We start from the raw sequence: 14,012 nt of genomic DNA on the forward strand, positions 1-14,012 counted from the left end.
AGCCGTCCTCGGTGGCGCGGAACAACTCGCGGGGCTAGAACGACAAATCGATCTGGAGTGAGGGGCCGAGAAGGAAGACCCGGTAGCGAACTCCTTCACGCGACGTCACGTCGAAGGTGTCGGCGACTCCGAACTTTTCGCCGAGCGACCGTGTCCAGCGCGCGACGACCGCGGGCTCGTCCGCGGCTTCCGCGAGCTGGAGGACGAGATCGATGTCCGACCAGCGGTCCTCGGTACCGCGGGCGGCCGGTCCGCCCAGGGCGGCGGCGATCAGCTCGGCACGGATCCGGGCGCGTTCGCCGACCTCGAACACAGTCATCCCCTCGCGTACCGGTATTACTGTCCGGCAACGCTGCGTGCCCGGGAAAAACCTCGGCGTGACGCTCGCCTTCAATCGAACTTGTGTTCTATCATCGGCCGCGTGGATCGGACGATCTCGCTGTTCTCGGCGGAGGCGACCGGCCCGGGCTTGCCTGACCTGGCCGGGCTGTTGTGCTGTCAAGGGCAGATCACCGGGTTCGGCCGCACGGCGGCGCGGCTGTCGGTGCTGGTCGAGGAGCCCTGGCGGGCCCGGGTGCTGGCGCGGGAATGCCGCAGCCGGGGCGCGGACGCGCAGGTCGCGGTGGCCGAATGCGGCAGTCCGCAGGTGCGCACGTCGTTCCGGGTCGATCTGCTCGGTCTCGCCGAACAATGGCTCCGGCCGGGGCACACCGGTCCGGCAGAGGACGATTCGGGCAAGGCGGTGCCAGGCGGGTTCCGGCTGAGCGGCGCGATGCTGCGGATGTGGGCGCTCGCGGCCGGCCGCCCCGAACCCGGCGGTTATCTGCTGGGCGTCGATCCGCTGGCTCCGGGGACGCACGAGGAATTGCTGGCCGTGCTCGCGCCGCTGGGCGTCCAGGCACGGCTGCTCGGGCCGCGAGCGGAGCAGCCCGCCGTGCGGGTCAGCGGACGGCGGAAGCTGGCTGGTCTCCTGGAACTGATCGGCGAACCTCCGGCCGGGGCGGAAGCGGCGTGGCCGGAGCTGCCACCAGCCGGGGAACGTCGCGAGAGGACGCCGGGAGAATCGCGTCGCGGGGCTCCGGCGGAGAGTCCTTCTCAGTATTTACTGGAGGCTGTGGGATAGCCGTGGCAGAAGAAAGGTCCCCCATCGCTCAGCGGAGCGACGAGGGACCTTTCCGGGCAAGCGTCTTACGGTTTCGGCAGAGTGCAGCCCTGCTGGTTGAGGTCGATCTCGTTGGCCGCGGTCAGGCAGGCCGGAATTCCGTAGGTCTGCTCGCCGTACTTGTAGTTCGGCCGCACGGTCACGTTGCCGGCTTCGTCGACCTCGCACGGGTTGTTCAGCGTGCAGCGCTCGCCGTTGTCGTTGGCCGTGTTGTTCACGCCGATGACCTTGCCGGTGTTGCGGTCGACGACCGGCGAACCGGAGGTGCCGCCGATGGTCTCGCAGCCGGGCACGTAGCGGATCGAGTCCTTCCAGACCCAGTTGTTCTCGTGCAGTTCGTGCACGAAACCGTCGATCGAGCAGGAGTAGATCTGCTTCCAGTACCCGGACACCACGTCGATCGGCGTGCCCGCCTGCGGGTGGCTGTTGACCAGTTCGAGCGGCGGGACGCTGTACTTCTGCTCGATGTCGGCGTAGGTCTCGCTCAGCTGGTACAGCGAGATGTCGGTGTCGGTCATCGTCGCGTAGACGACCTTGGTCGCCGTCACGGTGCCCACCGAGCTCTGCCCGTCCGGCGACAGCAGATCGAACGAGCGGTTCGAGCCCTGCCCGACAATCACCTGACCCGGTTCGGGCATGCCTTCCTCAAGACAGTGGCCGTTCGACAGCACCATCGCGGGCGCGTCCATCGGCGTGGCGGCCGGTTTGACGACCGAACCAGAGCAGTTGGACAGCGCCACGGCACCGGTGAACGTGGTGGTCGCCGCGCTTGCTTCGGGGGCGGTGACCAGCGCGAATGTCGCCGCGACGGCGATCGCGGTGCCAACCAGTCGGCGGATCATGGTGGGTTCCTTTCGGCTGGGGGGAGGAATAAGTGAACCGTCGACAGACTTGGACCCGCCACCGTCTAACGGAGGGTATCGGTGGTATGACCGGTTACCCTGCACGGCACGTGTCCGACATCACGTGCTAGGTGTGGAGGAGAAACATCGCCGAGGTCAGCGGCGATCCGACGGGCAAGGGCCCGGCGGCTCGTCAGGGCACCTCGACGCTGCGCGGACACCGGGGACGTGCACACTGACAGGTCGAGACGCGGGCGCAGTACCCCTCTGACGCAGGGGGGAGAGCGCCGCTGCGGCGGCGCGGAGATGAGTGGAGAGCAGGGCAGCGTGGCAGGAACACGGACCAAGAAGAGCGGTACCGGGGGCAGCGGTGCCGATCGACGGCGGCTGGTGATCGTCGAGTCGCCAACCAAGGCCCGCAAGATCGCCCCCTATCTCGGCGGCAACTACGTCGTCGAGTCCTCCGTCGGGCACATCCGGGACCTGCCCCGCGGCGCCGCCGACGTCCCCGCCCAGTACAAGGGCGAATCGTGGGCTCGGCTCGGCGTCGACATCGACAACGACTTCAAGCCGCTCTACATCGTCACCCCGGACAAGAAGTCCAAGGTCACCGAGCTGAAGGGACTGCTCAAGGACGTCGACGAGCTTTACCTCGCGACGGACCCCGACCGCGAGGGCGAGGCCATCGCCTGGCACCTGCTGGAGACCTTGAAGCCCAAGGTCCCGGTGCGCCGGATGGTCTTCCACGAGGTCACCGAGCAGGCCATCCAGGCGGCCGCCGCGGCCACCCGCGAACTGGACGCCGACCTCGTCGACGCGCAGGAAACCCGCCGCATCCTCGACCGGCTTTACGGCTACGAGGTCTCGCCGGTGCTGTGGAAGAAGGTCATGCCGAAGCTCTCGGCGGGCCGCGTGCAGTCGGTGGCGACCCGGATCGTCGTGGAGCGCGAGCGCGAGCGGATGCGCTTCACCTCGGCGTCGTACTGGGACATCTCGGCGACCATGGACGCCGGTGCCGAGGCTTCGCCGCGCAACTTCCCGGCTCGCTTGGTCGCGGTGGACGGTTCGCGGCTCGCGACCGGCCGGGACTTCGACTCGAACGGCCAGCTGAAGGGCAACGCCGCGGACATCCGCGTGCTCGGCGAGTCCGAGGCCCGGGCGCTGGCCCAGGGGCTGCAGGACCGCGACTACAAGGTCGCGAGCGTCGAAGAGAAGCCGTACACGCGCAAGCCGTACGCGCCGTTCATGACGTCCACGCTGCAGCAGGAGGCGGGCCGCAAGCTGCGCTTCACCTCCGAGCGCACGATGCGGGTCGCGCAGAAGCTGTACGAGAACGGTTACATCACTTATATGCGTACCGACTCCACGACGCTGTCGGAGTCGGCGATCACGGCCGCGCGAAACCAGGCAACGCAGCTGTACGGCAAGGAGTACGTCTCGCCGTCGCCGCGCCAGTACACGCGCAAGGTGAAGAACGCGCAGGAAGCGCACGAGGCGATCCGGCCGTCGGGCGAGGTCTTCCGTACGCCAGGTCAGGTCGCGAAAGAGCTGGACACCGACGAGTTCCGGCTCTACGAGATGATCTGGCAGCGCACCATCGCGTCGCAGATGGCGGACGCGAAGGGCACCACGATGTCGGTGCGCATCGTCGGCACCGCGTCGACTGGCGAGGAGTGCACCTTCGCCGCTTCGGGCCGCACGATCACCTTCGCCGGCTTCCTGAAGGCGTACGTCGAGGCAGTCGATACCGAAGCCGGCGGCGAGGCCGACGACAAGCAGAGCCGGCTTCCGGTGCTGGTCAAGGACCAGGGCCTGACCGCGCCCGAGCTGTCCGCGGACGGCCACTCCACGTCGCCGCCCGCGCGCTACTCCGAGCCGAGCCTGGTCAGCAAGCTGGAAGAGCTGGGCATCGGCCGCCCGTCGACGTACGCGTCGATCATCAAGACCATCCAGGACCGCGGCTACGTGTGGAAGAAGGGCTCCGCGCTGGTGCCCTCGTGGGTCGCGTTCGCCGTGGTCGGGCTGATGGAACGGCACTTCGAGCGGCTGGTGGACTACAACTTCACCGCCGGTCTCGAGGACGAGCTGGACCGCATCGCCAACGGCGACGAGCACCGCGTCGAATGGCTGTCGAAGTTCTACTTCGGCGGCGACTTCGGCGTCGAGGGCTCGGTCGGCCGTCTCGGCGGGCTGAAGAAGCTGGTCGACGGCAGTGTCGAGGGCATCGACGCGCGCGAGATCAACTCGATCCCGATGTTCAGCGACGCCGAAGGGCACCAGGTCGTGGTGCGCGTCGGCCGCTACGGGCCGTACCTCGAGCGTGAGGTCAACGGCGAGTCGCAGCGCGCGAACCTGCCCGAGGACCTGCCGCCGGACGAGCTGTCGCCGGAGATCGCGGAGAAGCTCTTCGCGACGCCGCAGGAAGGCCGTGTGCTGGGCACCGACCCGGTCAGCGGGCACGAGATCGTGGCGAAGGAAGGCCGCTTCGGTCCGTACGTCACCGAGCTGCTGCCTGAGCCGGAGCTGCCCGAGGACGCTACTGCGGCGCAGAAGAAGGCCGCGAAGGCGAAGGCTCCGAAGCCGCGTACGGGTTCGCTGTTCAAGTCGATGTCGATCGAGACGATCACGCTCGACGACGCGCTGAAGCTGCTGTCGCTGCCGCGCGTCGTGGGCAAGGACCCGGAGTCGGGTGACGAGATCACCGCGCAGAACGGACGCTACGGGCCGTACCTGAAGAAGGGCACGGACTCGCGGTCGATCCAGACCGAGGACCAGCTGTTCTCGATCACGCTCGAAGAAGCGCTGAAGATCTACTCGGAGCCGAAGCAGCGCGGCCGGTCGGCCACCGCGCGTCCGCCGCTGAAGGAACTCGGCGACGACCCGGTGTCGGGCAAGCCGATGGTGGTCAAGGACGGTCGCTTCGGCCCGTACGTGACCGACGGCGAGTACAACGCGACGCTGCGGAAGTCCGACAGCATCGAGGAACTCACCGCGGAGCGCGGAGCCGAACTGCTGGCGGAGAAGCGCGCGAAGGGCCCGGCTCCGAAGAAGCGGACGACGCGCAAGGCACCGGCGAAGTCCACCACGACCAAGTCGACCACGACGAAGTCCGCGGCGGCGAAGTCGACTACTGCGAAGAAGGCGCCGGCTAAGCGGAGCAGTACCGCGACGAAGTCGAAGTAACGAGGATCTGAAGGGCCACCTGGAAAACTCCGGGTGGCCCTTTCTCGTGTCAGGGGGATCGATGGGGGAGACACAGCGCGCTCGTGCCGCGGTTTCCGTAGTTTTCGCGGTGTGCGGCGCGGCCTTCGCTTCGTGGGCGGCGCGAGTGCCTGCGGCACAAGCGAAACTCGGCATGGGCGCCGGAGAACTCGGGATCGGGTTGTTCGGGCTCGCCGCCGGTTCGGTCGTCGCTTTGCTGGCCGCGGGGCCGTTGATCACGAAGATCGGCAGCCGGCGCGGGGTTCTTTGCGGGGCCGCGGTGTTGTGCGGGGGCCTGCCGCTCGTCGCCTTCGCGCCCAGCGTTCCGTTGTTCGTCGCCGCGCTCGTGGTGCTCGGAGTGGGCAACAGCCTGCTGGACGTCTCGATGAACGCGCACGCCGCGCGCGTCGAAGAGGCTTACGGGCGACCGATTTTCGCCGGTTTCCATGCGTTCTGGAACATCGGGGGACTGGCTGGCTCGGGCGTCGCGGCACTTATGGAGGTGTGGCGCGTGCCGATCGAAGCGCACTTCACCGGCGCTGGCGTCGTGCTGGTGGTGCTCGCGGTTTTCGCTGCTTCGCAGTTCCTGCCGGGGGCCGACCGTGGACAAGGCGAGGCAGCGTTTGCCTTGCCTAGCAAGGCTTTGATCCCGTTGGGTGTGATCGCGTTCTGCGGTTTCGTCGCGGAAGGCACGGTGAACGACTGGAGCGCGGTCTACCTCCGGGACGTCACCACCGCGAGCGCAGCCGTCGCATCGCTGGGCTACTTCGCGTTCTCGATCACGATGATCGCGGTGCGCACGGTCGCCGACCGTCTCGTCGAGAGGGTCGGTGCGGTGCTATTCATGAGGGTTGCGACCGCGGTGACGGTCGCCGGGTTCCTGCTGGTGGTCGCGGTCCCGGTGCCGGCGGTCGCGGTGCTCGGGTTCGCCGTGGTCGGGCTCGGGGTTTCCGGGATGGTGCCGCTCGCCTGGAGCGCGGCCGGACGGAAGCAGCCGGAAGCCCCAGGCCGGGCGATCGCGGCCGTCGCGGCGTGCGGGTACCTCGGGTTCCTCGCCGGTCCGGTGCTGGTCAGCGGCCTGAGCGGTGGGATCGGCCTGCATTGGACGCTCGCCGTGGTCGGCGCTCTCCTGGTAACGGTCGGTTTCCTCGCGCCCACGATGCGTGTCAGCGATCCAGTGTCGCGGCGTTGACCGACCGCTCGCCGCACGGATGGGTTGATTCGAACAAAAGTTCGAGAAATTGTCGGTACCAGGGTGTTCAATGACGGGGTGAGCAGTTCAGCACCCGTCGTCTTCGACGTCATCGACGAGGTCATCGGACCGCTGCGGGCCGAGATGCCGCAGCGGCCTTCGGTGATGGAGTTCTACGACCCGCATTTCGAGGTGCCGCCCGTGCTGGCCGAGGAGGAGCCCGCCGGAGCGGCTTCGGGACTGAGCCTCGCCGAGGAGGTCCGGCAGTCGTTCGGGCCGATGCTCGGCGCCGGGCTGGCCGAGGAGGTGGAGCAGTACACCCGGTTCGTCGCCGGGATGGCCGCGCTCGGGCTCGCCACGGACGGCCAGGTGACCGCCGAGGCGGTCGAGCTGTACCGAGTGCTGCGCGGAGGGTTCATCCGGGGAGTGGTCACCGGGGTGTTCCCGGCGAGCGAGGAGCCGTGGGAGGTGCGGTTCTTCGGGGACGAGGACTTCACCACGGTGATGAGCAAACTGGGCCGCCGGGCGCGACTGCGGTCCGGGATGCTCAGCGCACTGCCCGGGTGGGTGTTCGACGGTCTGCCGGACCGCCCGCCCGGCCCCGGCCCGGCAGTGCGCATCGAAACGGACGACAGCGGCCTGATCCCGCGGGCGGCGTGGGGAGACCTGGACGTCATCCGGGAAGCAGTGGCCCGGCCCCGGCAGGGGACGGTGCTGGTGGACCTGGCCGTGCGGGACGCGGTGCTGGCGGAGTACCCGCACGGGGCGTTCGGGCTGGTGGACAACGACCAGGGGAGGTATCAGTTCCGGGCCGCGCCGAAGGGCGGCGGCGGTGGATGGGTGGTGACGTGGTCGCCCGCTACGCGGGGGACGGCGGAGGCTTGGATCGTGGAGGCGGTGCGCAGTCATGCTTGACGGGGAGTGAGGCCGGTGGAGCGGGTTCTGGCGGGGGTGGCTGGGGCGGGTTAGGCCGTGCTGGCGAGGTCGAGGCTAGGGGCGGGCGAGCCGAGCCCGGTCAAGCGAGTCGTGCCGTACCGCGCTCGTCTGGCCTGGGCTCGGCGAGCCGAGCGCAGCCAGCAAGTCCAGCTCGGCCAGCGAGGACTGGTCGAGCCCGGTCACTCCAGCCGTGCCCGGCTAGGCGAGCTGAGCCCGTGCCGTTCCAGGGCCGAGCCCGGCCGAGCTGCGCTGGTCCGGCCGAGTCCGGGTTTAGACGAGTCGGGCCCGCGGGCGGTCCGGCCGCGTCCTCTCGAAACTGGGCTCGGCTGGTTCGGCTGGGCTGGACCTGGCTGACTCAGGCCCTCAATCGGCTCCGGCGAGACCAGTTCGGCGCTGAAGCCGGGCGAGTCAACCCAGGCCGCCAGCGGCTCTCGCACGCGGAGCCGTGCTGCCAACCCAGCCCGTCAGCGGCTCCCGCACGCGGAGCGTGCTGCCAGCCCAGCCCCCAGCGGCTGCCAGCCCCCCCATCCCCTTGTCCGCTCACTAACCGACCCCGCCCCCCAAACCACCCCAGCCCCACCCAGGCAAACCCCGTCATACCGCCGTCTATCAGCGGTCACTGGCCCGGGTGCCCGAGCCGCTCCGCGAGCGCGGGCAGTAGTGGTTCTGCGGCCATTGGGCGGATGCGGGAGCCGGTACTCTCGCCGACACTGGACTCGGCGGACATTCCGTAGTGAGGTGGTCACCATGAGCACGAGCGACGGGACTCCGTTTTTTCCCGCCTCCGGGCCCGACCGGGACGGAACGCTGGCCGGCGACGTCGGGGGCGAGCAGTTCTCCGACCCGTTGTCCGGGTTCGAGATCGCGACGAGTCGCGGGCCACGGCCGTTGCCGACCGCCAAGCCGGTCCAGCACGACCCCGAAGAGGTCAAGCGGATGGTCGAGGCCGCACTGAAGGAAGAGGCCAAGAAGAAGGAAGTCGTCAAGACGCCGAATCCGATTCCGCCGACCGAGCGGCCGGATCTGGTGCCGCTCGGGCTGTTGCCTCGGCAGCGGACGTGGCCGACCAAGGCCCCTCAGCTGCTGAAAAAGGTGCCCTTGCCGCGGGCGAAGCGGGTGACCGAGATCGCCGACGACGACATCGAGGAGGAGCTCGCCGGGCGGCAGAGCCGGCGCGGGCTGCCCTCGATGAGCATGCCCAGTTTCGGGCGTCCCTCCAGCAGCACGGCCGGCGTGGTGCTCGCCGTGGTGTTGCTCATCGTGTTCGGAATTGTCGCGATCGAACTCATCGCTAGCCTGGTGAGCAGTGTGAAGGGGCTGTTTGGCTGACCCTCGCTGACCACGCATATCACGGGGCGTGCCGTACCCGCGTCCGCGGCGGGACTACCCTGGCGACCACACGGTCGGGGGATCCGCAGGGGTCGCCTGACGCCGCCGTGACAAGTGGGGTGGGCGTATCAGCGAGGGCGTACGGTCGGTGCCTGGCACCGGCCCGGGCGGATCGGGCGGGACGTCCACGATCCACCGGGCCCGCCGAGTGCTGGCGATCAAGCCATTCCGTCGGCTGTGGGGCGTCACGTATCTGTGCAGTGTCGCCGACTGGCTGAACCTGCTGAACTTGACCAGCCTGAGCACCAAGCTCCTCGACAACTACTCCGCGCAGAACTACGCGTTCGTCGGCGTCGTCGTCACCGCGCTGCTGCCCGGCCTGCTCTTCGCGCCGGTCGGCGGCCTGCTCGCGGACCGGTTCGACCGGCGCAAGATCATGGTCGTCTGCGACCTGCTGCGCTGCGGGTTCCTGCTCTCGATCGCCGTCGTCGGGGCTCCGTGGTGGCTGTTCGTGGCGAACTTCCTGGTCGGCTGCTGTTCGATCATGTGGATCCCGTCCAAGGACGCCGCGGTCCCGAATCTGCTGCGCCGCCCCGAGCAGGTCGAGACCGCCAACCAGCTCGGCATGGTGATGACCTACGGCCTCGCCGTCATCACCGCCGCCGGGGCCAACGCGCTGATCCAGGGCGCGAACTCCACGTTCCACCTGTTCCAGGGCCCCGGCGTCGACCTGTACATCGCCAAGGTCGTCGTCGTCATCACCGGCCTGCTGTACCTGATCAGCGGCATCATCGTCGCCACCCGCATTCCCGAGCTGTCCCTGCGCGACGTCCACTCGCTGCCGGAGCAGAAGGTCAAGCGGGCCGACGAGGAGAAGTTCGGCTTCGGCGCGATGATGCGCGACGGGCTCAAGTTCGTCCGCAGCACGCCGATCGTCCGAGGCCTGCTGATCGGTGCCTTCGGCGCGTTCGCGGCCGGCGGCGCGGTCATCGGCGCGGCCAAACCGTACTCGTCCTCGCTGCTGGGCGGCGACGCGGCGTTCAACCTGCTCATGCTGGCCGTTTTCATCGGGCTGGCCATCGGCATGGCGCTGGCCCCGAAGCTCGCGCACCGGCTCCCGCACGACCGGCTTTTCGGCATCTCGATCGTCCTCGCCGGGCTCGCGCTCGGCGTCGTCGCGTTGTCGCCGCACCTGGCGATCTCGGTGGGCGCGGTCGCCTTCGTCGGCATCTGCGCCGGCACCGCCTTCCTCACCGGCGTCACGATCATCGGCTCCCGCGTCGAGGACGCGATCCGCGGCCGCATCAACGCGATCTACCAGGCGATGCTCAAGATCGTGCTGTTCGGCGCGACAGTGGTCACGCCGGTGCTGATCGGCTTGGTCCGGCAGCGCAACGTCACCCTGTTCGGCACCCCGATCATCGTCGACGGCACCCGTCCGGTCATCCTCGGCGGCGGGCTGCTCGCCGTGCTGCTCGGGATCATCGCCTACCGGCAGATGGACGAGCGGCGCACCGAGAAGATCTTCAGCGACCTGCGCAACGCGCTGCGCCGCAACCCGCGCCGCGTCAACGGCTTCCTGATCGCCATCGAGGGCACCACCGCCGTCAACACCGCCGAGCAGGCCGCCCGTCTCGCGCGCTGGCTCGGCACCGGCACCCGGCCGGTCGTCCTCTCCGCCGACCCGGCGCTCGGCGAACAGCGGTTCCGCACGCTCGTTTCGGACGCCGCCCTCACCGGGGTCCGGGCACAGGCGCTCGTCGCCGCGGCCGTGCGCGCCGAACTGGTGGAACGCCAGATCCAGCCCGCGCTCGACGCCGGGTCCGTGGTCGTCATGGAGCGCTTCGTCGACTCTCCGCTCGCGTCGCTGTCCGCGGCCGGCGAGCTGGACCGCGACGAGCTGGAAGGGCTGGTCGACTGGGCCACCGGACGGCTCCGCCCGGACCTGACCGTCCTTCTCGACTCCGAGCACCCGGATGATCCGCAGCCGTCGCTGAAGGACCAGCTGTGGGTGCAGAAGCTGCTCGCCGAGATGGCCGCCGCCGACCCGGACCGGTACGTGGTGGTCGACGCCGAGGGCTCCGACGGTGAGGTCGCGGGCCGTGTCCGCAGCGCCGTCCAGTCGGTTTTCGTCGGCCCGCTCGCCGGGCTCGTGCCCGCGGAACCGGCGGAGGAAGAACCCGAACAGCCGCAAGACGCGGCTCAGGCCGATGTCGCCGAGGCAGCGGCCGCCGAAGCGGAAGCCACACAGAACGGGGCGGACGCGCTGCCCGTGGTGTCCAAAGTGGAGGATCGGTGACGTCTCCGATCGGCGTCTGGACTGAACTTGTCGGCCAGGAACCCGCCGTGGAAACGTTGTCCACGGCGGCGGCCGCGGCAGCGAAAATCGTTGCCGGAGAACCTGTCGCGCCAGCGGCGATGACGCACGCCTGGCTCCTCACCGGACCGCCGGGCTCCGGCCGTTCGGTCGCCGCGCGCACGTTCGCCGCGGCCCTGCAGTGCAGCACCGGAACCGGCTGCGGCGCGTGCCCCGGCTGTCGCACGACGATGGCCGGAACCCACGCGGACGTGCGGCTGGTCGTCCCGGAAGGACTGTCCATTTCGGTCGCCGAGATGCGCGCGCTCGTGCAAGCGGCGGCACGCCGGCCGACGACCGGCGAATGGCAGGTCGTGATCATCGAGGACGCCGACCGGCTGACCGAGGGTGCGTCGAACGCGCTGCTCAAGGCCGTGGAAGAGCCGCCCGCGCGCACCGTGTTCCTGCTGTGCGCTCCGTCGGACCACCCGGAGGACGTCTCGGTCACCATCCGTTCGCGGTGTCGGCTGGTCCCGCTGCGCACTCCGCCCGCCGAGGCGATCGCGCAGGTACTGATCTCGCGGGACGGTGTCGATCCTGAGCGAGCCAACTGGGCCGCGGCGGTGTGCAACGGGCACGTCGGCCGCGCTCGCCGCCTGGCCACTGACGAGGCCGCTCGGCAGCGTCGCGCCACCGTGCTGCGAATTCCGCTCGGGCTGCGCCGTCCGGACGACGTTTTCACCAGCGCCGACCAGCTGATCAGCGCCGCGGAAGCGGACGCGGGCGAGGAAAGCAAGGGCCGCGACGAGCAGGAACGCTCCGAACTGCGCACCGCGATGGGCGGCGACGGCACCGGCAAGGGTGTCGGCGGAGCGAAACGGGCCGCCGAGGCCGCGGTGAAGCAGCTGGAGAAGCGGCAGAAGTCCCGCGCGACGCGAACCCAGCGGGACACGCTCGACCTCGCGCTGGTCGACCTGGCTGGCTTCTACCGGGACGTCCTCGTCACCACCACGCGCTCCGGCGCGACGCTGACCCATCCCGACCACGCCGAGCAGATCAACTCGGCTGCGGCGGCCTGGTCGCCGGAGTCGACGCTCCGCCGCCTGGAAGCCGTGCTGGAGTGCCGCGAGGCGATCGGCCTGAACGTGAAGCCGAGGATCGCGGTGGAAGCCATGGTCACCACGCTTCGCCAAGGCTGACCTCGTGAGTGTTGATCACGGTTAGAACCGGGATCGCCGCTCACGAAAAACGGCCCCCTCGCCAGTCAGCGAGAGGGCCGTTCTCTTTTGCCTAGGTCAGTCGCGCGGATGCGGCGACGGCTTGAACGGGGTGTCCGGACCGCCGGACGGCCGCTTCAGCACCAGCGCGGGACGTCGCCGGTTCGGGAACGCCGCGACCATGACGACGCCCATCAGCAGCATCGCCGTGCCCGTCCAGAACAGCGGCACCGTGTCGTACGCGCCGTTCGTGTAGGCCAGGTGCTTCACCGGACCCGCCGGTGCGGCACCGCCCTGCGGCGGGGCTGGCGGAGTCGTCGCCGTGCCGCACACGACGCCGCCGGTCGGGGCGTACGAGCGGGCGATCTGCTCGCCCAGCGACAGCTGCGCCAGCGACGACGGCAGGTTGTCGCCCGCCTGCTTCGGCAGCAGTTCCTTCAGCTTCTTCGTCGGCAGCACCTGGAGGTCGAGCAGCCGTGCCGCCGCGCCCAGCTGGTAGCCCTTGAACGGCGTGGTCGACTCGGACTGCTTCTGGTCGAGGTTCGCGATGCTCAGCCGCAGCACGCCGAGGTCGAGCACCTTCCCCGCGGTGTCGCCGAGCTGCTTGAGGCCCTGCGTGGCGGTGGCGACGAGACCGCCGACCACCGGCACGTTGTCCAGCGCGCCGAACTGGTCGCTCAGCTGCGAGAGCGGCAGGCCGATCGGGATGTCCTTGGTCGGGTGCGCCGCGTCGAGCGTGTACAGCGTCTTGCCGCCGGCCGCGATGGTGATCACCGGAGCCTGGTAGTCCACCTTGGACGTCTTCGCGTCGCCGGTGGAGGTGACGGTGAGCGTCGGCTGGCTGGCCACCTTGAGGTTCAGCTCGAGCGGGGTGCCCTTGAGGATGTTGATGTCCGCCGCCTGCAGCGTGGACTTCGACTGCACCGCCTTGTTCTTCGAGCCGGGGATGTCGACGAGCTTCACCTGCGACCGCGACGACAGCGTGTTCGGCAGGCTCAGCAGCGAACCGGTGCCCGCGGTGGGCGTCTGGCCGCTGCCGGGCAGCAGCCCGCCGAGGCTCTGCAGCCCGCTCTTCGGGTCGAAACCCTGCGCGAGCTGGGTGCCTTGCGGGAGGTTCAGCCCGCCGCTGCCGAGCAGCGGGACCTGCGGCAGCGTCGGGATGACGTTCAGCAGCGACAGGCTCGCGACGGACGTGCTGGCGTCGGCGATCGTGTCCACGCACGGGCCGAGCGATTCGCTCCAGCGGGCGTGCGCGGTGCCGTTGAGCAGCCCGACGTTCAGCAGCGGGTTGGACGGCGCGTTCAGGCCCCCGCTGATCTCCTTCGGGTTGTCCGGCAGCGCGGTCTGCACGAGGCTGCCCGGCGTCTGCGGAGCCTGGCCCCCGACGGCCAGTCCGAACGGCGACGACTGCGCGATCGCCTTCTCGTAGGCCAGGTACGCCTCCGAGTTGGCCGACGCGCTGGACAGGCCCATGCCCGCCTCGAGCGCGGACTGCTTCGGCAAGGTCTGGCCGAAGCCCGGAAGGATCGTGCTCGTGCTGACCGAGTTCGGCAGCAGCCGCAGAACGCCGAGCGCCGTGCCCGCGTCCCCGACCGCGTGCCCGAGCGGCTGCGGCCCGATGGGCGCGGACGCGGGCGGCTGCGTGGGGTTGTTCGGCTGCGGGATCGGCGTCGTCGGGATCTCCTGCGCACCGGCCGGCGCGGCCAGGAGCAGCAGCAACGCGGCAGTTGCGGGTACCGCCAGCGCACGGGGCAGTCTTCGCTGCATGTGCCGGGTCCTCCAGGTAATGGCCGGGTCGGGGAGTGAGACCGAAGTCATAGGAGCCTAACGACGCGGC

General features: G+C 69.6%; 11 protein-coding genes. 7 read left to right on the forward strand and 4 right to left on the reverse strand.

What is annotated here, in order from left to right:
- Positions 1-34: 34 nt before the first annotated feature.
- Positions 35-319: a hypothetical protein gene (locus ACWGIC_RS20500; RefSeq protein WP_452077525.1), complete on the reverse strand. Its 285-nt coding sequence runs from the start codon at positions 317-319 to the stop codon at positions 35-37.
- 102 nt (positions 320-421) lie between these two features.
- Between ACWGIC_RS20500 and ACWGIC_RS20505 the strand changes: the two genes are divergently transcribed.
- Positions 422-1,123 carry a hypothetical protein gene (locus tag ACWGIC_RS20505; protein WP_452077526.1) on the forward strand — a complete coding sequence of 234 codons (702 nt, stop codon included), beginning with the start codon at positions 422-424 and terminating at the stop codon, positions 1,121-1,123.
- Between the two features lie 65 nt (positions 1,124-1,188).
- Here the strand turns inward: ACWGIC_RS20505 and ACWGIC_RS20510 are convergent, their stop codons facing one another.
- Entirely contained in the window at positions 1,189-2,004 is an 816-nt protein-coding gene (locus ACWGIC_RS20510; RefSeq protein ID WP_452077527.1) for a S1 family peptidase, read from the reverse strand.
- A gap of 306 nt (positions 2,005-2,310) precedes the next feature.
- Here ACWGIC_RS20510 and topA point away from each other — a divergent pair, with 306 nt between their 5' ends.
- From topA to ACWGIC_RS20525, 3 genes are all read left to right on the forward strand, one after another.
- The gene (gene topA / locus ACWGIC_RS20515) at positions 2,311-5,187 is read left to right on the forward strand and encodes a type I DNA topoisomerase (protein WP_452077528.1); all 2,877 of its coding nucleotides are present in this window, start codon (positions 2,311-2,313) and stop codon (positions 5,185-5,187) included.
- Positions 5,188-5,248: 61 nt separating this feature from the next.
- Positions 5,249-6,397: an MFS transporter gene (locus ACWGIC_RS20520; RefSeq protein WP_452077529.1), complete on the forward strand. Its 1,149-nt coding sequence runs from the start codon at positions 5,249-5,251 to the stop codon at positions 6,395-6,397.
- Positions 6,398-6,460: 63 nt separating this feature from the next.
- Complete coding sequence (locus ACWGIC_RS20525; protein ID WP_452077530.1) at positions 6,461-7,312, forward strand: ESX secretion-associated protein EspG; 852 nt, start codon at positions 6,461-6,463, stop codon at positions 7,310-7,312.
- Between the two features lie 75 nt (positions 7,313-7,387).
- On the opposite strand, the gene ACWGIC_RS20530 is transcribed toward ACWGIC_RS20525, so the two are convergent.
- Positions 7,388-7,516, reverse strand: coding sequence for a hypothetical protein (locus tag ACWGIC_RS20530; protein WP_452077531.1), 129 nt, complete (start codon positions 7,514-7,516; stop codon positions 7,388-7,390).
- Between the two features lie 564 nt (positions 7,517-8,080).
- Here ACWGIC_RS20530 and ACWGIC_RS20535 point away from each other — a divergent pair.
- The 3 genes from ACWGIC_RS20535 (at position 8,081) to ACWGIC_RS20545 (ending at position 12,157) form a co-directional block, all read left to right on the forward strand.
- Positions 8,081-8,662 (forward strand): hypothetical protein, encoded by a 582-nt coding sequence (locus ACWGIC_RS20535; RefSeq protein ID WP_452077532.1) that lies wholly within the window; start codon positions 8,081-8,083, stop codon positions 8,660-8,662.
- 148 nt (positions 8,663-8,810) lie between these two features.
- Positions 8,811-10,961, forward strand: coding sequence for a bifunctional MFS transporter/dTMP kinase (locus ACWGIC_RS20540; protein ID WP_452077533.1), 2,151 nt, complete (start codon positions 8,811-8,813; stop codon positions 10,959-10,961).
- On the forward strand, positions 10,958-12,157 hold the full coding sequence (locus tag ACWGIC_RS20545; RefSeq protein WP_452077534.1) for a DNA polymerase III subunit delta': 1,200 nt from the start codon (positions 10,958-10,960) through the stop codon (positions 12,155-12,157). Before ACWGIC_RS20540 ends, ACWGIC_RS20545 begins: the two co-directional genes overlap by 4 nt.
- 96 nt (positions 12,158-12,253) lie before the next feature.
- Here the strand turns inward: ACWGIC_RS20545 and ACWGIC_RS20550 are convergent, their stop codons facing one another.
- Positions 12,254-13,942 carry a hypothetical protein gene (locus ACWGIC_RS20550; RefSeq protein ID WP_452077535.1) on the reverse strand — a complete coding sequence of 563 codons (1,689 nt, stop codon included), beginning with the start codon at positions 13,940-13,942 and terminating at the stop codon, positions 12,254-12,256.
- Positions 13,943-14,012: the final 70 nt, after the last annotated feature.

Source organism: Amycolatopsis sp. NPDC054798 (assembly GCF_053611505.1).